A 19,082-nucleotide genomic window follows, 5' to 3' on the forward strand; every position below is an offset into this window, starting at 1 on the left:
ACGGGAGGGAGCGTGGGGGGCTTCGGGGCGGTCAGACCCGCCGGTCGTAGGCGACCGGGAGGCGGTTCACGCCCCGGGCGAGCACGGCGGGCACCCAGGTGAGCGCGTCGATGCCCGCGCCGTCCTCGGTGGACGGCCGCAGTCCGGGCAGCCGGGTGAGCAGGGTGGCGAGGGCGATCTGGAGTTCGAGCCGGGCCAGGGCCGCGCCGGGGCAGTAGTGGATGCCGTGGCCGAAGGCCAGGTGGGCGTTGGGGGTGCGGTCGAAGTCGAGGACGTCGGCCTCGGGGAACTGCTCGTCGTCGCGGTTGGCGGCGCAGAGCGAGACGATCACGGAGTCGCCGGCGGGGACGGTCGTGCCGTACAGGTCGCTGTCCTCGGCGAAGAAGCGCCAGGTGGTGAGCTCGAACGCGGCGTCGTGACGCAGCAGTTCCTCCACCGCGCGGGTGAGCAGGCCCGGGTCGGCGGCGATACCGTCGCGCAGCCGGGCGAGCTGCTCGGGGTGGCGCAGCAGGGTGATCAGCATGGTGGTGATCTGGTTGGTGACGGGCTCCTGGCCGGCCACCAGCAGCTGGAACACGATCGAGTCGCGCTCCTCGGGGGTCAACTCGCCCGCGTCGCAGGCGGCGACGAGCCGGCCGAGCAGGTCCGTGTCGGGCCCGGCGGGGTCGTGGTGGGCGCGCTTGTGGGCCACCACGTCGGCGATGTACCCCTGGAGGCCGCGCAGCCGGCCCTCGTAGGCCGGCCGGCCCGGGTCCTGCGGGCCGACCGGCTGGACGACCTTGCCCCAGTCCCGGTCGAAGCGGGCGGCCAACTCCTGGGGGAGTCCGATGACTTCGGCGAGCACCCGGAAGGGGTAGTGGGCCGCGAAGCCGGCCACCAGGTCGGCGCCGCCGGTCCCGGGCAGCTCGTCGACCAGGGCGTCGGCGAGCTCCTGGACGCGCGGCCGCAGGGACTCCACCCGGCGCGGCGCGAAGGCGTCCAGGACGAGCCGGCGCATCTGCGTGTGCTTCGGCGGGTCCTGGTGCAGCAGGTGGACCTGGAGCTGGGAGTGCTGCGGCTCGGGCATGATCGAGGCGAGCCGGCGCCAGCCCTCGTTGCCCAGGGCGTGGTTCTTGCCGAGCCGCGGGTCGTTGAGGGTCTCGTGGGCGGCCCGGTAGCCGGTCACCAGCCAGGCGGCGATCCCGCTGGGGAACCGGACCCGGTGGACCGGCCCGGCCTCCCGCATCCGCCGGTAGAGCGGATAGGGGTCGCTCTTGTACGCGGGCCCGTACAGCGGTACCGGGTCCGGGAGTTCGTCGTAACCGAACGGGCAGCGCGGGGTGTCCGCCGGGCTGCCGGCGGTCGGGTCGTGGACGGTGTCGGTCATGCGGGGTCCTCCGGTCGGGATCGGTGGTGCGCGCGAGGGCGCTTCGTCAGGCTCTGGAGCGCGTCGTGCTGTCGGCGCCGCTCGCCCCGTCGGTGCTCCCGGCCTGCTCGGGGAGCGGGGGGAGCGCGGCGCGGGCGGCGCGGTGGGCGCGGTGGTGCAGGGCGAGGAGGGCCACGGCCGTGGCGGCGGCCAGCGTGGCGAGGACGAGTCCGGCGCGGCCGGCCGTGGGGCCGCTGCCGCCGACCAGGGCGGCGGAGGTGCCGAGGGCCGGGCCGAGGGCGAACCCGAGGCTGCGGGAGAGCTGGACGACGGAGCCGGCGGTGGCCAGTTGCCCGGTGCGGGCGGCGCTCATCACCAGGGCCTGCACGGGGCCGCCGTTGAGGCCCATGCCGGCCCCGGCGAGCGCGAGCCGCCAGGAGATGTCGGCCGGCGTCCAACCGGAGTCCAGCGGGACGAGCAGCAGCAGACCGGTGGCGGTGACGACGGCGCCGGTCAGCGCCGTGGGCCGGGCGCCCCAGCGGTCGGCCAGCCGCCCGCCGAAGCGGCCGGCGAGCACCATGCCCAGCGGGAACGCCAGCATGGTCAGGGCGGTGGTGGTGGCGCTGATCCCGTCGTCCCGGCGCAGGTGCTGGGCGAGCAGGTAGTGGGTGGCGGCGAAGCCGGCGGCCAGGGCCAGCACCGAGCCGTTCACGCCCGCGGTGCCGGAGGCGCGCAGTACGGCGGTGACCGGCCGCCCGCCGGGCCGGCGCAGCCAGAGCGCCACCAGCGGGGCGGCGGGCAGGGCGAGCAGCAGCAGGCCGGGCCGGTCGGGGGCGAGGGTGAGCCCGAGCATGACGGCGGCCACGGCCGAGCCGATCAGCGCGGCGTCGCCGAGGGAGCCCCGGTCGGGCAGGCGCAGCCGGCCGCCCCGCGGGGCGTGCCGGTAGGCGATCGCCAGGGCGACCAGACAGACCGGCAGCTTGACCAGGAAGATGGCCCGCCAGCCGACGTGGTCGAGCAGCAGGCCGCCGAGCACCGGCCCGGTGACGGCGCCGAGCGGGCCGAGGGTGGCGGGGACGCTCATCGCCCGGCCGCGCAGCTGGGGCCGGACGGCGGTGGCGGCCAGCACCGGCATCAGCACGAACAGCACCGCGCCGAAGGCGCCCTGGGCGAGCCGCGCCGCGATCAGCCAGCCCGCCCACGGGGCGACGGCGGCGAGCACGCTGCAGAGCGCGAAGCAGCTGACGGCCAGCAGCAGGGCGGACCGGGCGCCGACCTGGCCGAGCCAGCGCCCGGCCGGCAGCAGCAGCGCCACCAGCGGGAGCTGGTAGCCGAGGACGGCCCACTGGGCGGTGGTCGACGAGACGTGCAGTCCGGCGGCTATGTCGGTGAGCGCCAGGTTGACGACGTTCATGTCGAGCATCGCCACGAACGAGAGCAGCCCGGCCGCCACGACCAGGATCCACCGGTCCGGCTGCTCTGCCGGACCGTCACCCGGTCCGCCGGTGGCCGGCGCCTGTCGCGCTGCCATGGGGTCCTCCTCCGCTTGCCGTGCCGTGCGACACCGCCTCGTCGGCGGCGTCCGGTACAGCAGTCGGGGGCGGGGGAGCTCCGGTTCCGAACACCTGGGGGAATTTCCCGGTTGGCCGGAATGTGGCGACCGGATGGCTGGTCTAGACCACTAGTGATCTAGGAAGGCCCCGGTTCAGCGCCTGTTCGGCCCTGGTTCGGCCCCGGTTCTCCCGGCACGATCGACCCCGTCGGCCCGGTGCCGGTCCGGCAGGGACGCGAGTCGGTCGGACGGCGGCACGGGGGTCGCTCCGATGGCGGCACGGGGAAATAGCCCGGTCCGTTCCGGGGTTGCAGCCAGGCACGACGCATGATCGCGGCAGGACCGGAAGGATCATCATGAAGATCGGCATCATCGGCGCGGGCAACATCGGCGGCAACCTCACCCGGCGGCTCACTGCCCTCGGGCACGAGGTGTCCGTGGCCAACTCGCGCGGCCCGCAGACCCTGGCCGCGCTGGCCGAGGAGACCGGCGCCACGCCGGTCGCCGCGACGGAGGCGGCGCGCGGCGCCGAGATCGTGGTGGTGACGGTGCCGCTGAAGAACGTGCCGGACCTGCCGTCCGGGCTGTTCGACGGCGCGGCCGAGGGCTTCGTCGTGATCGACACCGGCAACTACTACCCGCAGCAGCGGGACGGCCGGATCGCGGCCATCGAGGAGGGGCAGACCGAGAGCCGGTGGACGGAGGGCCACCTCGGGCACCCGGTGGTGAAGGCCTTCAACGGCACCTACGCCGAGGACCTGCTGGAGCGGCCGCGCCCGCAGGGCGACCCGGACCGGCTGGCGCTCCCGGTGGCCGGTGACGACGAGGCCGCCAAGCGCGTCGTCCGGGCCCTGATCGACGAGCTGGGCTTCGACAGCGTGGACGCGGGCGGTCTGGACGACTCCTGGCGCCAGCAGCCCGACACCCCCGTCTACGGTCTGCGGGCCGGCGTGGACGCGGTCGTCAAGGCGCTGGCCGAGGCCTCGCCCGAGCGCACCGCCGCCTTCCGCGCCCAGGCCTGACGCTCCAGGCCTGACGCTCCAGGCCCGACGCTCCAGGCCGACGCTCCGGCCCCGGGCCCGGTCGGCGCGCCTGCCCGGTTCCTTTCCCCGATGAGGGAGGAACCGGGCCCGGACGCGCCGACCGGGCCGGTGGCGCGGCGTCAGCAGGCGGCGGCCAGCGGGGTGGCCGGTCCCGGGGACGCCGGGTCGCCGGCCTCGGCCGCCCGCAGGCGGGCGATCAGTTCCTCGCGGGCCCGGGCGACCCGGGAGCGGACGGTGCCGACCGGGCAGCCGGCCACCGCGGCGGCCTCGGCGTAGCTCAGGCCGACCACCTGGGTGAGCACGAAGGCCTCCCGGCGCTGCGCGGGCACCCGGTCGAGCAGGTCGCCGAGCGCGACGCCGTCCTCGAACCCGGCGGCGGGCGGGGCGCTCTGCCGTTCGGCGGCCTCCTCCCAGTCCGGCAGGGCGGCGCAGCGCGGGCGGGCGGCGGCGGTGCGGTAGCGGTCGATGACGGTCCGCCGGGCGATCGACAGCAGCCAGGTGCGGGCGGAGGAGCGGCCGGCGAAACCGGGCAGGCTCCGCAGCGCGCGCAGGAAGGTCTCCTGGGCGAGGTCGTCGGCGGACTGGACGTCGGTCAGATGGGCGACGAACCGCCACACGTCCCGCTGGGTGGCCATGACGAAGGCCTCGACGTCGGCCGGCCGGCCCGCGCGGGCGGCGAGGGCCAGCGCGGTCAGCTGCTCGTCATCCATGCCGGACCCCCACCCGGTCGGTCCGGCCCGGGGCCCGGTGCGGGACGATGGTCACATGAGATGCGCCCAGTTCCGTACTGCTCTGTCCGCCCGTCTCGACGGTGAGCCGACCGGTCTGCCGGACCGGCGGCTGGACAAGCACCTCGCGCGCTGCGAGGCCTGCCGCGGCTGGCAGGAGCAGGCGGAACGGCTGCGCGGTCGCACGACGGGGATCGACCCGGACGGCCCCTCGGCGGCATGGTCGGCGAACCTGCTCGCGAGCCTGGGCGGGCGCGGGTCGGGTGCGGGCGGTCCCGGCGTGACGGGCGGTCCCGGGCAGGGGGACGACGGGTCGGGGCCGGAGCGGTAGGACGGTGGCGCCGGGCGAGGCCGGTGCGCCGTCGTAGTCAGGCATGAAGAGGTCCTGAGGAGAGTGCTCGGGAGCGGCGGCCGCTGCGGGCGGCGCGCTCGGCGTCGGTGGACGCGCACGGATCGCCGTGTCCCGGCAGGGGGCGGCGGGGCGTGCGGGCCCGGGCCCCGGCGGCGCGGCCTACGGCCACGGCGCGGGGCGACCTGCCCACCGCGGCGCGGACACCGGAACGGCGTCGGGCGGCGGGCGCGTCAGCAGGCGGCAGCGAAGGACGGCGGCCCGCGCCGGACGAGGGCGTGCGAGAGCAGGACCGGTCGGGGCGGGCGGGCCCGACGGGCGGCAGGCCGGGGCGGGACCGGCGGCTCGAAGCCGCGCGGTCGGGTGAGCAGGGCGAGCACCGGGAGCAGCAGGACCCCGGCCAGCACGGTGCCGAGTGCTCCGAGTAGTTCGAACAGCCGGGTCAGCGCCGTCTCGCCGCGCCGGAGCAGCAGCGCGCAGGCGAGTGCGGCGAGCAGGTGGGCGGTGAGCATCCCGGCCGACATGGAGTGGGCCGCCATGTCGTGGCCGGACATCCCCGGCATCCCCGAGGCTCCGGACAGCCCGGCCGTGTCGCCGGACAGGCCGGACCCGCCGGTCAGGCCCGCCAGCCCGTGGTCCGCGGCGGCCGTGGCCGGAGGCGGGCCCACCGCGGCCGCGGTGCCGTGGTGGTGCGTCCCGGTCAGGACGCGGACGCCCGTGGCGGGCGGCACGTCGGGGTCGATCCCGGCCATCCGGGCCAGGTCGGCGGGGGAGAGCCCGGTGGGCGTCTGGTCCGGATTGCAGAGCAGCAGGCCGGCCCAGTCCGTCGTGGCGATGCGGCCGAACCCGCCGCGGTCGGCGGCCAGGGCCCCGGCCTGTTCGAACATCAGGTGCAGCGCGCTCTGCGCGGCGACCATCCAGACACTGATCGGACCGAGCCCCCGCCGCTTGCCGGCCAGCAGCCAGCCGAAGCCGAGGGTGAGACCGAAGGCGCCCGCCAGGACCGGCGGGGAGACACCGGCGCCGGCCATGGTGACGTGCGCCGCGGCGGCCAGCGCCACGCAGAGCGCGGCGAAGACCACGGCGCGCAGTGCGCGGATTCGGTCGGTCATCACGATGGCACTCATCGTCGCATTCGCCCCGGCGGACCAGGACCGCGCCCTCGGGTATTGGCCGGTTCGGCCCCGTGAGAGCATGCCCGGCCGCCCGGTCCCGGCTGCCCGGACGGGCAATCGGCCAAGCGATCGGCCAAGCGATCGGACGGGCGATCGGAGGGGCAGTCGACCGGGGCAGTCGACCGGGGTCGGCCGGACCGCCGCCGCCCGGCCGGTGCACGGCCGTCGCCGGCCCCCGAGGGCGGCGCGCCAGAGGCGGTTCGTACGGTTGCCCGGCCCCGGCTTGTCCGTTCCGGCACGGGACCGCCGCCCGCGCCCGCCCGTACCGTCTGGGCACCGCGCGGCGCCGCGCCGCCGGTCGACGACGGCACGGGCCGGTGAGCACGGAGAGGCGGGCGGGCCGATGTACTGGCTGGTTCACGACTATCGCGAGGACGACCTCGCGGCGGTGGTCCACTTGATCGACACCACGGCGGAGCTCGGCCAGGAGTCGGTGTTCTCCCTGGCGGAGTGCATCAGCGCGCTGACCTCGCGCCAGCCGGCCGTGGTCGCCGTGCACCAGGGGGCGCCGATCGGCGCCGCGCTCGCCTGCGTGGCGGGCGAGCGCGCCTGGGTGATGCGGATCGCGATCGCGCCGGCCTGGCGCGGCCGGGGCCTGGCGAGTTCGCTGCTGCGCGAGCTGGAGCGCCGGCTGGTGGCCTGCCGGGTGCGCCGCATCGCCTACGTGCTGCCCGAGGAGGAACTGCTCGGCGAGGGCCTGCACAACGCCGGCTACACCCGCCGCCCCGCGGCCGCCTACTTCGAGAAGGACGAGCCGCAGGCGGGCGCGGCGAGCGGACTCCTGGAGGAACTCGGCGGCCGGCTGCTGCCGGGCGACCTCTGGGCCAAGGTGGCCGGGATGGAGACCGAGAAGAACCTGATCGAGCGCCGGGTGGTGGCGCCGCTCGCCGAGCCCGAGCGGGCCGCCCGGCACGGTGTGCGCCCGCCGCGCGCGATCGCCCTGTTCGGACCGCCCGGTACCGGCAAGACGACCTTCGCCCGGGCGATCGCCTCCCGGCTCGGCTGGCCGTTCGTCGAACTGCTGCCGTCCCGGCTGGCCGACGAGGGCAACCTGGCGGCCGCGCTGCGCGACGCCTTCGCCCGGATCGGCCGGCTGGAGCGCGCGCTGGTCTTCATCGACGAGGTGGAGGAGATCGCGCCGCTGCGCACCGAGGGCGTCCAGGGCGGCATGCACGGCGTCACCAACGAGCTGCTCAAGCTCATCCCGGGGTTCCGGGAGGGCGAGGAACGGCTGCTGGTCTGCGCGACCAACTCGATCCGCTCGCTGGACCCGGCGTTCCTGCGCCCGGGCCGCTTCGACTACCTGATCCCGATCGGCACTCCGGACCCGGCCGCGCGCTCCGCCATCTGGTCCCGGTACGCGGCCGGCCGGGCGGACGTGGACCTCGACGCGCTGGTGGGGGCGAGCGAGCTGTTCACCCCGGCGGACATCGAGCACGCCGCCCGGGTCGCCGCCCAGGCGGCCTTCGAACGGGACCTCGCCGGAGCGGACCCCGCCGGAGCGGACCCCGCCGGAGCGGACCCGGCCGGAGCCGCCGTGACAGGGCCGGACCCCGCCGACGGGGCGAGCACCGAGGACTACCTGGCGGCCATCGCCCGGGCCCGGCCGACCGTCACCCCGGCGATGATCGAGGAGTTCGGCGCGGACATCACCTCGCATGCGCGCGTCTGAATATCGTTTCATCGCATGGTAGTTGCGGTTTGACACCCTGCCGGTCGGTGCTGACTAAATGTGGGCACCGACAGGACAGGAGGCCCGGCATGGGCACAGTGGCCGCGACGGACACCCCCGCCGTCGACCTCGCCGACCCCGGGTTCTGGCAGCTGCCCGCGCCGGCCCGGGCCGCCGCCTTCGCCGAGCTGCGCCGACTCCCCGGCCCGGTCTTCGTCGGCGAACGGGCCGGGGAGCGGGCCGGCGGCGCCAAGGGCGCCAGGAGCGCCAAGGGCTACCACGCCCTGGTCCGGCACGCCGACGTGGTCGAGGCCAGCCGCACCCCCGCGGTGTTCCTCAGCGGTCCCGGGGTCACCACCCCCGAACCCGCCCGCTGGGTCCGGGCGCTGTTCGGCGACTCGATGGTCAACCTGGACGACCCCCGCCACGCCCAGCTGCGCCGGATCGTCTCCCGGGCGTTCACGCCGCGCCTGATCGCCCGGGTCGAGGACGACATCCGCCTGGTCGCCGCCCGCCTGATCGACCGGGTGGCACGGGACCGGCCCGAGGACTTCGTCACCTCGGTCGCCGCCGAGCTCCCCTTCCAGGTCATCTGCAACATGATGGGCATCCCGGAGGAGCCCCGCCGCGCGATCCTCGACCAGGTCAACCACGCCTCCGAGAACACCGGGGTGGCCCGGCCGCTGCGCAGCCGGATCCGGGTGCCCGGGCGGGGCCTGCGGGCGCTCGCCCGGATGCAGGGCATGGTCGCCGAACTCGGCCGGGAGCGGCGCCGCCGGCCCACCGACGACCTCGTCTCCGCCCTGGTCACCGCCGACGTCGACGGCCGCCGGCTGACCGGCCGGGAGCTCGGCGCGTTCTTCTCCCTGCTGCTGGTCGCCGGTGTCGAGACCACCCGCAACGCACTGGCCCACGGCCTGCACCTGCTCACCGTCCACCCCGAGCAGCGGGCCCTGCTGCTCGGCGACCCGGACCGCCACCTCGGCGGCGCGGTGGACGAGATCGTCCGCCACGCGACGCCGATCATCCAGTTCCGCCGCACGCTGGCCGTCGACCACCGGCTGGGCGGCCCCGAGGGCCCCCTGCTGCGGGCGGGGGAGAAGGCGGTGCTCTTCTTCGGCTCCGCCAACCGCGACGAGAGCGTCTTCACCGACCCGGACGCCTTCGACATCACCCGCACCCCCAACCCCCACCTCGGCTTCGGCGGTGGCGGGCCGCACTACTGCCTGGGCGCGCACCTCGCCCGGCAGGAGATGAAGGTGCTCTACCGGGAGCTCTTCACCCGCCTGCCGCAGGCCCGCTCGGTGGGCGAGCCGGAGCTGATCCCGTCCAACTTCGACCACCGGGTGCGGGCGCTGCGCTTCACGTTCTGACGCGGCCCCGCCCCCCCGCGGGCGGCTACCCACCGGTCGGGATGCCGCGGTCGGCCTTCACCTGCTTCATGGTCAGGTGCGAGTTCACCTGGGCGATCCCGGGCAGCCCGGAGAGCACGTCGGTGATGAACCGCTCGTAGGCCGCGATGTCCGCCACCGCGATCCGCAGCAGGTAGTCCGGTTCGCCGAAGAGCCGGTGCGCCTCCACCACCTCGGGCAGCTCCGCCACCCGGTGTTCGAACTCGGCCACCGTCGCCCGGTCCTCGTGCCGCATGGTGATCGTCACGAAGGGCTGGAAGCCGCGGCCCACCGCCGCGCCGTCCAGCAGCGCCCGGTAGCCGCGGATCACGCCGTCCTGCTCCAGCTGCCGGACCCGGCGCAGGCACGGCGAGGGGGTGAGGTCCACCCGGGCGGCCAGTTCGGCGTTGGTGAGGCGGCCCTCCTGCTGGAGCTCGCGGAGGATTCTGCGGTCGATACGGTCCATAGCGCAATATTCTGCCAAATCGCGGACCGAACGGGCAGGAAGTGGCCATCGTGTGCCGAGCCGTTCCGGCTACCGTCAGTGACCGTAGCGCCGGAACGAACACGACAGGTCACGACCATGGACACGCACGCCCTCCTCCTCTTCCTGGGGGTCGACCTGCTCCTGGTCTGCACCCCCGGCCCCGACTGGCTCTACATCGCCGCCCGCGGCCTCGGCCAGGGCCGCCGCGCCGCACTGGTCGCCGTCGCCGGCGTCTGCGCCGGATACGCCGTTCACACCCTGCTCTCCAGCGCCGGCCTCGCCGCCGCGCTGCGGGCGGTGCCCGCCGCCCTGCCCGTGCTCCGGCTGGTCGGCGCCGGGTACCTGCTGGTGCTGGCGGCCGGCATGCTCCTCGCGCTGCGCCGGGGCGGGGCCACCGCCTTCGCGCAGGCACCGCCGCAACCCACCGCCACCGTGCTGCGCCAGAGCATGCTCACCGCCCTGCTCAACCCCAAGGGCCTGCTGCTCTACCTCTCCCTGGTGCCGCAGTTCGTCGACCCGGCCGCCGCGCTGCCGGTCGGCGGCCAGGTGCTCGCGCTCGGCTCGCTCAACGTGCTGGCCTGCGCGGTCGTCTACGCCCTGGTCGCGCACGCCAGTGGCCGGCTGGGCGGCCGGTTCGGCGCCACCCCGCAGGCCGCCCGGCGGATGACGATGGTCTCCGCGGTGCTGCTGATGCTGGTGGCGGGCGTCACGGCGAGCGCCTGAGAACCGGAGCAGAATGCGGGCATGACAGAGCGTCCGCTACCCGCCACCCCGCCCGCCGCCGCCCCCGACGGCCCCACCGCGCACGCCTGGGCCGCCCTGGGCGGGCCCGCCGACCTGCTGGAGCGGGTCTCCTTCCACGGGCCCGAGGGCGTGCTGCCCGCCCGGCTGCCGGTCCGGCAGCTGGCCCGGGCCACCGTCGCCGCTTGCTCGCTGGCCGCCGGGGAGCTGTCCGCGCTGCGGTCGGGCGGCCCGGTGCCGGCGGTCCGGATCGACCAGGGCGCGGTGGCCACCGCCTTCGTCAGCGAACGCCACCTGCGGATCGACGGCCGCGCCCCCGTCAGCTTCGCCCCGCTCTCCGGCTTCTGGCAGACCGCCGACGGCTGGGTCCGCACCCACGCCAACTACCCGCACCACCGGGCCCGGCTGCTCACCGCGCTCGGACTGCCCGCCGGCACCGGCCCCGAACCGCTGGCCGCGACGCTGCGCGAGCACCCGGCCGAGTGGATCCAGGAGCGCGCCTACCGGGCGGGAGCGCTCGCGGTGGCCGTCGCGCCGGCCGGCGGCCCCGCGGTCCCGCTGGTCGAGACCCGGGTCACGGACGGGGCCGCCGCCCGCCCGCTCGGCCCCGCCGGTCTGCCCGCCGAGGGCGTCCGCGTGCTCGACCTCACCCGGGTGATCGCCGGCCCCGTCGCCACCCGCACGCTCGCCCTGCTGGGCGCCGACGTCCTGCGGGTCGACTCGCCCCGGCTGCCCGAGGCCGAGGACGCCCACGCCGACACCGGCTCCGGCAAGCGCTCCACCCGGCTGGACCTCGCCGCCCCCGGCGACCGCGCGGTCTTCGAGGAGCTGCTGGCCACCGCCGACGTCGTCGTCACCGGCTACCGCCCCGGGGCCCTGGACGCCTTCGGCCTGGCGCCCGACGCCCTGCTCGAACGGCGCCCCGGCCTGGTCGTCGCCCAGCTCCACGCCTGGGGCCGGACCGGCCCCTGGGCCGGGCGCCGCGGCTTCGACAGCCTGGTCCAGGCCGGTGTCGGCATCGCCGTCACGGAGGCCGGCGCCGACGGCCGCCCCGGCGCGCTGCCCGCCCAGGCGCTCGACCACGGGACGGGGTACCTGATCGCCGCCGGCGTCCTGCGCGCCCTCACCGAGCAGCGCACCGGCCGCCCCGGCGGCCGCCACCTGCGCTTCTCGCTGGCCGGTACCGCCTCCTGGCTGCAGCACGGCATCGGGCCCGCCGCCCCCGGCCCGGCGGCCGAGGAGCCCTACGACCCGCAGCGGTGGCTGACCGAGGCGGACTCCCCGTACGGGCGGCTGCGGTACGCGCTCCCGCCGATCGGCTACCAGGGCGGCCCCGCCGACTGGTCCCGCCCGCCGGGCCGCTGGGGCACGGACGCGCCGGCCTGGAGCTGACGGGCGGCCGCCGCCGGGGAGCTGTCGGCGGCGGGTGGCAGGATCCCGGTATGACCGCGCACGCGAGCGACTACGCCTGGCTCGACTCCGGGGAGTTCGCCACCCTCACGGAGGCGTACTGCCTGACCATGGTCGAGGGGGTGTCCGCCGGCGAGCTGCTCCGCCGCTTCGGCGCCGCCCCCGGCCGGCGGGTCACCGGTACCCCGGAGGTCCTGGCGGCCTGGGACCGGTACGAGGACGGCGGCGACACCGACGGGGGCGGCGGCGACGGCGACGAGGAGCTGCTGCTCGTCGCCGTCGCCGAACTCGACGGCTGGGCGGTGGCCCTGGAGGTCAACGGCTACCTCGGGACCAGCTGGGGCCTGCTGCCCCGCCTCGCCGAGGGCTCCAGGCTGGTCTCGCACTTCCGGAACGTCAACGCGGTGGACCACTTCCACTGGCAGGAGGGCGAGCGGCACCGGCTGCACTTCGAGCCGCTCTTCCCGGCGGACCGCGACGGCGCCGACGCGGACGCGGTGGCGGAGCTGCTGACGGCGGTCGGCTTCGACCTCGGCCCGGCCGAGGGGCGCGGCATCGACCGGACCACGCCCGCGGCCTTCGCCCTCGGTGAGGAGCTCACCGGGCTGCGGCTGACCCCGGAGCGGTTGCGGGCGGCGGAGTTCGTGATCGGCTACGCCCCCGTGCCGTAGCGCCCGCTGCCGGGCGCCCACCGGGGCGCGGGGCCGCGGCCGTCAGACGCCGGACGGGATCTCCTTGGCCCGGCTGCGGACCTGGAAGGCGGTGATGATCTCGATCAGGCCGAGGAACAGCAGCCAGCACCCGGCGAGCACGGTCAGGGCGGTGATCGAGCCGACCGGCCAGACCATCAGCAGCACGCCGGCCACGGTGTTGGCCGCCCCGGCGAAGGCCTGCCAGCCGCGCGCCGGCATGTCGGCGTCCGAGATCGCGGCGACGAGCTGGGTGATGCCCCGGAACAGCCAGCCGATGCCGATCCAGAGCGCCAGCAGCAGGAGCGACTGCACCGCGCTGCGGAAGCACAGCAGGCCGAGCAGGACGCAGAGCGCGCCGCTGATGAAGGCCAGCACCCGCATCGCGGTAGTGACATGGGTGCCGAAGGCGGCGACCAGCTGCACGATGCCGATGACCAGCAGGTAGAGGCCGAACAGCACGCCCACGACCATCAGCGTCTGCTTCGGCCAGGCGAAGACGATGATCCCGAGGGCGAGCGAGACGAGCCCGGCGAGCAGCAGCACCTGCCAGGCGGCCTTGGCGAGCATTCCGAGCGGGCCCCGGACCGGCGAACCGTCGGGGGTGATGATCGGGGAGACCACGGTGGTGTACTCCTGGCGGCTTGGGAGGGGCGGAGGACACTCCTGACGATCGTCGCGGGGGCCGCGCACCGCCCGTCGGGTTCGCCCGTCCGGGGGACGGAACTGATGTCCCCCTGCTCGGGATGAACCGCCACGACCCGGAGGACCCGGGCGGCGTCCGGGTGGTCGCCGTCCGGCTCGCCGCCGGGCCGCCCCTCTACACCTGGAACCACGCCGACCGCACCTGCCGCCTCGAAGCGGGTGACCGGATCGTGGTCGCCGCCGGCCGCAGCGGGCTCGCCCGGCGCAACACCCGTGTGGTGGCCGAGGACTGACGGACAGGCGGGGTCGGCGGCGCCATGCGGCCGCCGCCCCCGCCCGTGCCGGATCAGCGGTGGGTGAACTCCGGCGGGCGCTTCTCGGCGAAGGCCGCCATGCCCTCCTTCTGGTCCGCCGTGGCGAAGGTCGCGTGGAACAGCCGGCGCTCGAAGCGGACGCCCTCGGCCAGGGTGGTCTCGAACGCCCGGTTGACGCTCTCCTTCATCATGATCGCGGCGGGCGTGGACATCTGCGCGACCGTCTCCGCGGTGGCCAGCGCCTCGGCGAGCAGCTCGCCGGCCGGGACGATCCGGGAGACCAGGCCGGCCCGCTCGGCCTCCTCGGCACCCATCATCCGGCCGGTCAGGCAGAGTTCCATCGCCTTGGCCTTGCCGACCGCGCGGGTCAGCCGCTGCGAGCCGCCGATCCCCGGGATGACCCCGAGCTTGATCTCCGGCTGGCCGAACTTCGCGGTGTCGGCGGCCAGCAGGATGTCACAGAGCATCGCGAGCTCGCAGCCGCCGCCGAGGGCGAAGCCGGCCACCGCCGCGACGACCGGCTTGCGCAGCTCGCCGAGCCGGTCCCACGGGCCCAGCCAGTCGTCCAGGTAGACGTCGGGGAACGCGTTGCCCTGCATCTCCTTGATGTCGGCGCCGGCCGCGAAGGCCTTCTCCGAGCCGGTGATCACCATGGCGCCGATCTCCGGGTCCCGGTCGAACGCGGTGGCGGCCGCGACCACCTCGTTCATCAGCTGGGTGTTGAGCGCGTTCAGCGCCTTCGGCCGGTTGAGCGTGATCAGCCCGACCCGCCCCTTGCGCTCGACCAGGATCGTCTCGTAGGTCTCGGTCATCGCCGTTGACTCCCATTCCGCTGCTCGGCACCACACCGGGTGCGTCCTGACCACCCAACGATCTACGACGGGCCCCGCCTCGCGCCAGTCTTGCCATGCGAGACGGTGGTCACGGGCTCCGGCGTCCGGCGGGTCGGCTCCGGCCGGGGCCGGTACGCCGCCCCGGCCGGTCCGACGGCGGTCAGGCCAGGCCGAGTTCGTCGCCCTCGCGCGGGGCGAAGAAGCGGTCGACCTCGGCCGCGGTGACGCCGGCCGGCTCGGCCGGGGCCCAGCGCGGGGCACGGTCCTTGTCGACCACCTGGGCGCGGATGCCCTCGACGAGGTCCGGCGTGGTCAGCGCGTGGCAGGAGATCCGGTACTCCTGGTCGAGCACCGCCTCCAGGGAGGGCAGCGTGCGGGCCCGGCGCAGCGCGGCCAGGGTGACCTTGACGGCGGTGGGGGCGTTGCCGAGCAGCTGTTCGGCGGCCTCCTTGGCCTCCGGGACGCCGCAGCCGAGCAGCCGCTCGACGATCTCCTCGACGGTGTCGGCCGCGTAGCAGGCGTCGATCCACTGCCGCCGGTCGGCCAGGGCGGCGGGCGGTGCCGGGGCGGCGTGGGCGGCCACGGCGGCGGTGAGGCCGGCGCCGGTCAGCCCGGCGGTGCCCGCCAGGGCGGCGAGCAGCGCGGGGATGCGCGCGGTGGGCACGAAGTGGTCGGCGAAGCCGCAGTACAGGGCGTCGCCGGGGCCCATCGAGCCCGAGGTGAGCCCGAGGTGGAGGCCCGACTCGCCCGGGGCGCGGGCCAGCAGCAGGCTGCCGCCGACGTCCGGGACGAGGCCGATCCTGGTCTCCGGCATCGCCACGACGGACCGCTCGGTGACGATCCGCACGGCGCCGTGGGCGGAGAGGCCGACCCCGCCGCCCATGGTGATGCCGTCCATCACCGCCAGGTAGGGCTTCGGGTAGCGGGCGATCAGCGCGTTCAGCCGGTACTCGTCGCGGAAGAACGCCCGGGCGCCGGCGCCGCCCGCCTTGGCGTCGTCGTGCAGGGCCCGGATGTCCGCCCCCGCGCAGAGGCCGCGCTCACCGGCGCCGGTCAGCACCACGGTGCGCACCGCGTCGTCCGCCGCCCAGCCGTCCAGGGCGGCCCGGACGGCCCGGATCATGTCGTGGGTCAGGGAGTTGATCGCCCTCGGTCGGTCGAGCACGATCCGCCCGACGCCGCCGTCCCGGTAGGCCTGTACCTCTGCGCTCATCGGGCCCGCTCCCGTTCGTCGTCGCTGTCCGTCGTGGAGAACTCCGCCGTCACCGTACCCCCGGCGGGTGGCCGCCCCGGCGGCCGGGGACGCGCCGCTACGCGCCGGAGGCGGCGCCGGGTGTCCGGCGCCGCCTCCTGGGCGCTCCCGCGGCCGTGGTGCCGGCCGCGGTGGGGCTACGGCACGACCCGGCCGGTCACCTCGCCGAAGCCGACCACGGCGCCGTCGCGGCCCGGGGCGGTGGCGGTGATGACGACCTCGTCGCCGTCCTCCAGGAAGGTCCGGACGGTGCCGTCCGGGAGCTTCAGCGGCTCCTCGCCGTTCCAGGTCAGCTCGATCAGGGCGCCCCGGGTCCGCGGCTCGGGGCCGCTGACGGTGCCCGAGGCGAAGAAGTCCCCGGTGCGCAGCGAGGCGCCGTTGGCCGTCAGATGGGCGAGCTGCTGCGCGGCGGTCCAGTACATCGAGGCGAACGGCGGGTGGGAGACCGGGTGCCCGTTCAGCCGGACCTCCATCGCGAGGTCCAGGCCCCACGGCTCGCCGCCGCGGTCGTCCAGGTAGGGCAGCGGCTCGACGTCCCGGGCGGGCGGGGCGACCCGGGCGTGCTCCAGGGCGTCCAGCGGCACGATCCACGGCGAGACCGAGGTGCCGAAGGACTTGCCGAGGAACGGGCCGAGCGGCACGTACTCCCAGGCCTGGATGTCGCGCGCGGACCAGTCGTTGACCAGGCAGACGCCGAACACGTGCTCGCGGAAGGCGTCCAGCGGGACGGGCGTGCCGAGCGCGGACGGCGTGCCGACCACGAAGCCGACCTCCGCCTCGATGTCCAGCCGGCGGGTCGGTCCGAAGGACGGCGCCGGGTCGGCCGGGGCCTTGCGCTGTCCGTGCGGGCGGACCACCTCCGTCCCCGAGAGCACCACCGTGCCGGCCCGGCCGTGGTAACCGATCGGCAGGTGCTTCCAGTTGGGGGTGAGCGGCTCCGAGCCGGGGCGGAAGATCCGGCCCAGATTGGTGGCGTGGTGCTCGGAGGCGTAGAAGTCGACGTAGTCGGCGACCTCGAACGGCAGGTGCAGCTCCACCTCGGTCAGGGGCAGCAGCAGCGGCGAGAGCGCCGCCCGGTGGGACTCGTCGGTGAGCCAGCGGGTCAGCGCCGCGCGCACCTCGGTCCAGACCGGACGCCCCGCGCCCAGCAGCGGATTGAGGCTCTCGGCGTCCAGCAGGACGGACGGCTCCCCGGCCGCGCGGGCGGCGGCCCCGGCGTCGAGGACGAACTCCCCGACGCGTACGCCGATCCGCCGCCGGCCCGGCCGGTCGGCGGCGGTGAAGACGCCGTACGGCAGGTTGTGCACGCCGAACGGCGAGTCCTGGGCGCTGGCGAGCCAGCTGCGGGGGGTGCTCAACGGTCCTCCTGGGGCATGGGACTGGGCGACAGCAGGCCGAGCCCGGCCAGGTCGTCCAGGGGTTCGGCGACGCTGCAGGTGCCGAACGCGGTGAACGAGTTCCTGATCACCGTAACCTGACGGTCGGTCAGGTCGCCGACCGCCTTGGCCAGCACGGCGCCGGAGCGCTCGGCCAGCACCTCGGCGGCGGCCGACCGGTCGGTCTCCTGTGCGGCCAGCAGGACGTTCAGGAAGCCGTGGTGCTCGAAGCCGGTGACCGGATCGGTGTGCCGGACGGCGTGGTGCAGCCCGGCGGTGCACTTGTACGGCAGGCCGCGCTCCGCGCAGCCGGTGAGGAAGCGGGCCAGCTCCTCCTCGTCGGGGAAGGCGCCGGCCACCACCCCGCCGGTGCGGAACTTCACCCGGTACGGGCTGTCGACCAGGACGTCCAGGGCGTCGCCCAGCGCGTCGCCGCGCAGCAGTTCGCGCGGCAGCTCCACGGCGGCCGGGACGTCCGGCGGCAGCAGCAGGTCCAGCGCGGCGACCGCCTCGCCGGCGTCCCGGGTGGCCAGCTCGACGCCGGCCACCTCGAACGGCGCGGCGGCCTCCAGGGCCGGGCCGAGCTCCGCACTGCCCCCCGGCAGTACGAGCCCGACCCGCAGCGGCCCGGTGTGCCGGGCCGGGTCCGCGGCGGCCGCCAGCTCGCCGAGCCGGCCCGCCCCGCAGAGCAGCGGGCCGACCGCGGCGGCGTACCAGGCGCTGCGGTGCGCCCGGTGGGCCGGCACCGCGTCGGCGAGCGGCAGGTTCCCGGGCGGGAACACGGCCGCGTCGTCGAAGAGGTCCCGGAACAGCTCGGGGATCGCGCTCATCGCGCGGGCCCCCGACCGGCCCAGGTCCACGCGTAGTTGCCGTCCTCGGAGGCCCGGCCGCCCTCGCCCAGCTCCAGTGGCCGGAAGGTGTCCACCATCACCGCGAGCTCGTCGAAGAACTCCGCGCCGATGCTGCGCTCGTACGCCCCCGGCTGCGGGCCGTGGGTGTGGCCGCCGGGGTGCAGCGAGATCGAGCCCTGGGCGATGCCCGAGCCCTTGCGGGCCGCGTAGTCGCCGCCGCAGTAGAACATCACCTCGTCGCTGTCCACGTTGGAGTGGTAGTAGGGGACGGGGATCGAGAGCGGGTGGTAGTCCACCTTGCGGGGCACGAAGTTGCAGATCACGAAGCCGTTGCCCTCGAACACCTGGTGCGCGGGCGGCGGCTGGTGGATCCGGCCGGTGATCGGCTCGTAGTCCCGCACGTTGAGGACGTACGGGTACAGGCAGCCGTCCCAGCCGACCACGTCGAACGGGTGGTGCGGCACGGTGTACCGGGTGCCCGCGACGCCGTTCGGGCCGCGGTGCTTGACCAGCACGTCGACGTCCGTGCCCTCGACGAGCAGCGGGCCGGCCGGACCGCGCAGGTCCCGCTCGCAGTACGGCGCGTGCTCCAGCAGCTGGCCGTACTTGGAGAGGTAGCGCTTCACCGGGGAGATGTGGCTGTTCGCCTCGATGCAGTAGGCGCGCAGCGGCTCGTCGCCGGCCGGCACCCAGCGGTGCGTGGTCGCCCGGGGGATGACCACGTAGTCGCCCTGGCCGACCTCCAGCGTGCCGAAGACCGTCTCGACCGTGCCGCTGCCGGACTCCACGTACACGCACTCGTCGCCGAGCGCGTTGCGGTACAGCTCGCTCGGGGCCCCGGCGGCGACGTACGAGATCCGCACGTCGCCGTTGCCGAGGACGAGCCGGCGGCCGCCCACCACGTCGGCGGACTTCCACTCCTGGCCCGCGAACAGCTCGTGCAGCTTGAGGTGCCGGGGGAGCAGGGGGTGGTTGGGCACCGTCGACTGGTCCGGCAGCTCCCACGGCACGGCGTCCACGACGGCCGAGGGGATGCCCCGGTGGTAGAGCAGCGAGGAGTCCGAGGAGAACCCCTCCTCGCCCATCAACTCCTCGTAGTACAGCCCGCCTTCGGGGGTGCGGTGCTGGGTGTGCCGCTTGGGCGGGATGCTGCCCAGCTGCCGGTAGTACGCCATCGTCCTGCTCCTCCTGGCCCGTTCGCCGACTGGCCCGTTCGCCGTTCTCGCTCC

General features: G+C 75.7%; 19 protein-coding genes. 8 read left to right on the forward strand and 11 right to left on the reverse strand.

Annotated elements, in window-relative coordinates; all coding sequences use genetic code 11:
• Positions 1-31: 31 nt before the first annotated feature.
• Both OG618_RS28585 and OG618_RS28590 read right to left on the reverse strand, forming a co-directional pair.
• Complete coding sequence (locus OG618_RS28585; protein ID WP_329490426.1) at positions 32-1,366, reverse strand: cytochrome P450 family protein; 1,335 nt, start codon at positions 1,364-1,366, stop codon at positions 32-34.
• A 46-nt stretch (positions 1,367-1,412) separates the two neighbouring features.
• Positions 1,413-2,876: an MFS transporter gene (locus tag OG618_RS28590; RefSeq protein ID WP_329490427.1), complete on the reverse strand. Its 1,464-nt coding sequence runs from the start codon at positions 2,874-2,876 to the stop codon at positions 1,413-1,415.
• A 377-nt stretch (positions 2,877-3,253) separates the two neighbouring features.
• On the opposite strand from OG618_RS28590, the gene OG618_RS28595 reads away from it, so the two are divergent.
• On the forward strand, positions 3,254-3,919 hold the full coding sequence (locus OG618_RS28595; RefSeq protein WP_329490428.1) for an NADPH-dependent F420 reductase: 666 nt from the start codon (positions 3,254-3,256) through the stop codon (positions 3,917-3,919).
• A gap of 140 nt (positions 3,920-4,059) precedes the next feature.
• On the opposite strand, the gene OG618_RS28600 is transcribed toward OG618_RS28595, so the two are convergent.
• Positions 4,060-4,650 carry a sigma-70 family RNA polymerase sigma factor gene (locus OG618_RS28600; protein ID WP_329490429.1) on the reverse strand — a complete coding sequence of 197 codons (591 nt, stop codon included), beginning with the start codon at positions 4,648-4,650 and terminating at the stop codon, positions 4,060-4,062.
• A gap of 55 nt (positions 4,651-4,705) precedes the next feature.
• Here OG618_RS28600 and OG618_RS28605 point away from each other — a divergent pair, with 55 nt between their 5' ends.
• Positions 4,706-4,999, forward strand: a complete 294-nt coding sequence (locus OG618_RS28605; protein WP_329490430.1) for a zf-HC2 domain-containing protein — start codon at positions 4,706-4,708, stop codon at positions 4,997-4,999.
• Between the two features lie 251 nt (positions 5,000-5,250).
• Here OG618_RS28605 and OG618_RS28610 read toward each other — a convergent pair whose 3' ends face one another.
• The gene (locus OG618_RS28610; protein WP_329490431.1) at positions 5,251-6,129 is read right to left on the reverse strand and encodes a hypothetical protein; all 879 of its coding nucleotides are present in this window, start codon (positions 6,127-6,129) and stop codon (positions 5,251-5,253) included.
• A 406-nt stretch (positions 6,130-6,535) separates the two neighbouring features.
• On the opposite strand from OG618_RS28610, the gene OG618_RS28615 reads away from it, so the two are divergent.
• Positions 6,536-7,864 carry an ATP-binding protein gene (locus tag OG618_RS28615; protein ID WP_329490432.1) on the forward strand — a complete coding sequence of 443 codons (1,329 nt, stop codon included), beginning with the start codon at positions 6,536-6,538 and terminating at the stop codon, positions 7,862-7,864.
• A gap of 89 nt (positions 7,865-7,953) precedes the next feature.
• Positions 7,954-9,237 (forward strand): cytochrome P450, encoded by a 1,284-nt coding sequence (locus OG618_RS28620; protein WP_329490433.1) that lies wholly within the window; start codon positions 7,954-7,956, stop codon positions 9,235-9,237.
• 25 nt (positions 9,238-9,262) lie between these two features.
• On the opposite strand, the gene OG618_RS28625 is transcribed toward OG618_RS28620, so the two are convergent.
• Positions 9,263-9,721 carry an Lrp/AsnC family transcriptional regulator gene (locus OG618_RS28625; protein ID WP_329490434.1) on the reverse strand — a complete coding sequence of 153 codons (459 nt, stop codon included), beginning with the start codon at positions 9,719-9,721 and terminating at the stop codon, positions 9,263-9,265.
• A gap of 117 nt (positions 9,722-9,838) precedes the next feature.
• On the opposite strand from OG618_RS28625, the gene OG618_RS28630 reads away from it, so the two are divergent.
• From OG618_RS28630 to OG618_RS28640, 3 genes are read left to right on the forward strand one after another with little or no spacing between them, the layout of a single operon-like run.
• Entirely contained in the window at positions 9,839-10,465 is a 627-nt protein-coding gene (locus tag OG618_RS28630; RefSeq protein WP_329490435.1) for a LysE family translocator, read from the forward strand.
• 21 nt (positions 10,466-10,486) lie between these two features.
• The gene (locus tag OG618_RS28635; protein ID WP_329490436.1) at positions 10,487-11,875 is read left to right on the forward strand and encodes a CoA transferase; all 1,389 of its coding nucleotides are present in this window, start codon (positions 10,487-10,489) and stop codon (positions 11,873-11,875) included.
• Between the two features lie 50 nt (positions 11,876-11,925).
• Positions 11,926-12,564 carry a DUF6461 domain-containing protein gene (locus tag OG618_RS28640; protein ID WP_329490437.1) on the forward strand — a complete coding sequence of 213 codons (639 nt, stop codon included), beginning with the start codon at positions 11,926-11,928 and terminating at the stop codon, positions 12,562-12,564.
• Between the two features lie 42 nt (positions 12,565-12,606).
• On the opposite strand, the gene OG618_RS28645 is transcribed toward OG618_RS28640, so the two are convergent.
• Entirely contained in the window at positions 12,607-13,206 is a 600-nt protein-coding gene (locus OG618_RS28645; protein ID WP_329490438.1) for an HdeD family acid-resistance protein, read from the reverse strand.
• A gap of 122 nt (positions 13,207-13,328) precedes the next feature.
• Between OG618_RS28645 and OG618_RS28650 the strand changes: the two genes are divergently transcribed.
• On the forward strand, positions 13,329-13,520 hold the full coding sequence (locus OG618_RS28650; protein ID WP_329490439.1) for a hypothetical protein: 192 nt from the start codon (positions 13,329-13,331) through the stop codon (positions 13,518-13,520).
• Positions 13,521-13,573: 53 nt separating this feature from the next.
• On the opposite strand, the gene OG618_RS28655 is transcribed toward OG618_RS28650, so the two are convergent.
• From OG618_RS28655 to OG618_RS28675, 5 genes are all read right to left on the reverse strand, one after another.
• Positions 13,574-14,353 carry an enoyl-CoA hydratase gene (locus tag OG618_RS28655; RefSeq protein ID WP_329490440.1) on the reverse strand — a complete coding sequence of 260 codons (780 nt, stop codon included), beginning with the start codon at positions 14,351-14,353 and terminating at the stop codon, positions 13,574-13,576.
• Positions 14,354-14,534: 181 nt separating this feature from the next.
• The gene (locus tag OG618_RS28660) at positions 14,535-15,587 is read right to left on the reverse strand and encodes an enoyl-CoA hydratase/isomerase family protein (RefSeq protein ID WP_329490441.1); all 1,053 of its coding nucleotides are present in this window, start codon (positions 15,585-15,587) and stop codon (positions 14,535-14,537) included.
• Between the two features lie 176 nt (positions 15,588-15,763).
• On the reverse strand, positions 15,764-16,984 hold the full coding sequence (gene fahA / locus OG618_RS28665; RefSeq protein WP_329490443.1) for a fumarylacetoacetase: 1,221 nt from the start codon (positions 16,982-16,984) through the stop codon (positions 15,764-15,766).
• Complete coding sequence (locus OG618_RS28670) at positions 16,981-17,832, reverse strand: hypothetical protein (protein ID WP_329490444.1); 852 nt, start codon at positions 17,830-17,832, stop codon at positions 16,981-16,983. The genes fahA and OG618_RS28670 overlap by 4 nt, the downstream gene beginning before the upstream one ends.
• Positions 17,829-19,028, reverse strand: a complete 1,200-nt coding sequence (locus OG618_RS28675; RefSeq protein ID WP_329490445.1) for a homogentisate 1,2-dioxygenase — start codon at positions 19,026-19,028, stop codon at positions 17,829-17,831. The genes OG618_RS28670 and OG618_RS28675 overlap by 4 nt, the downstream gene beginning before the upstream one ends.
• Between the last annotated feature and the right edge of the window lie 54 nt (positions 19,029-19,082).

The sequence above is a fragment of the Kitasatospora sp. NBC_01246 genome (assembly GCF_036226505.1).
Taxonomy (GTDB): domain Bacteria; phylum Actinomycetota; class Actinomycetes; order Streptomycetales; family Streptomycetaceae; genus Kitasatospora.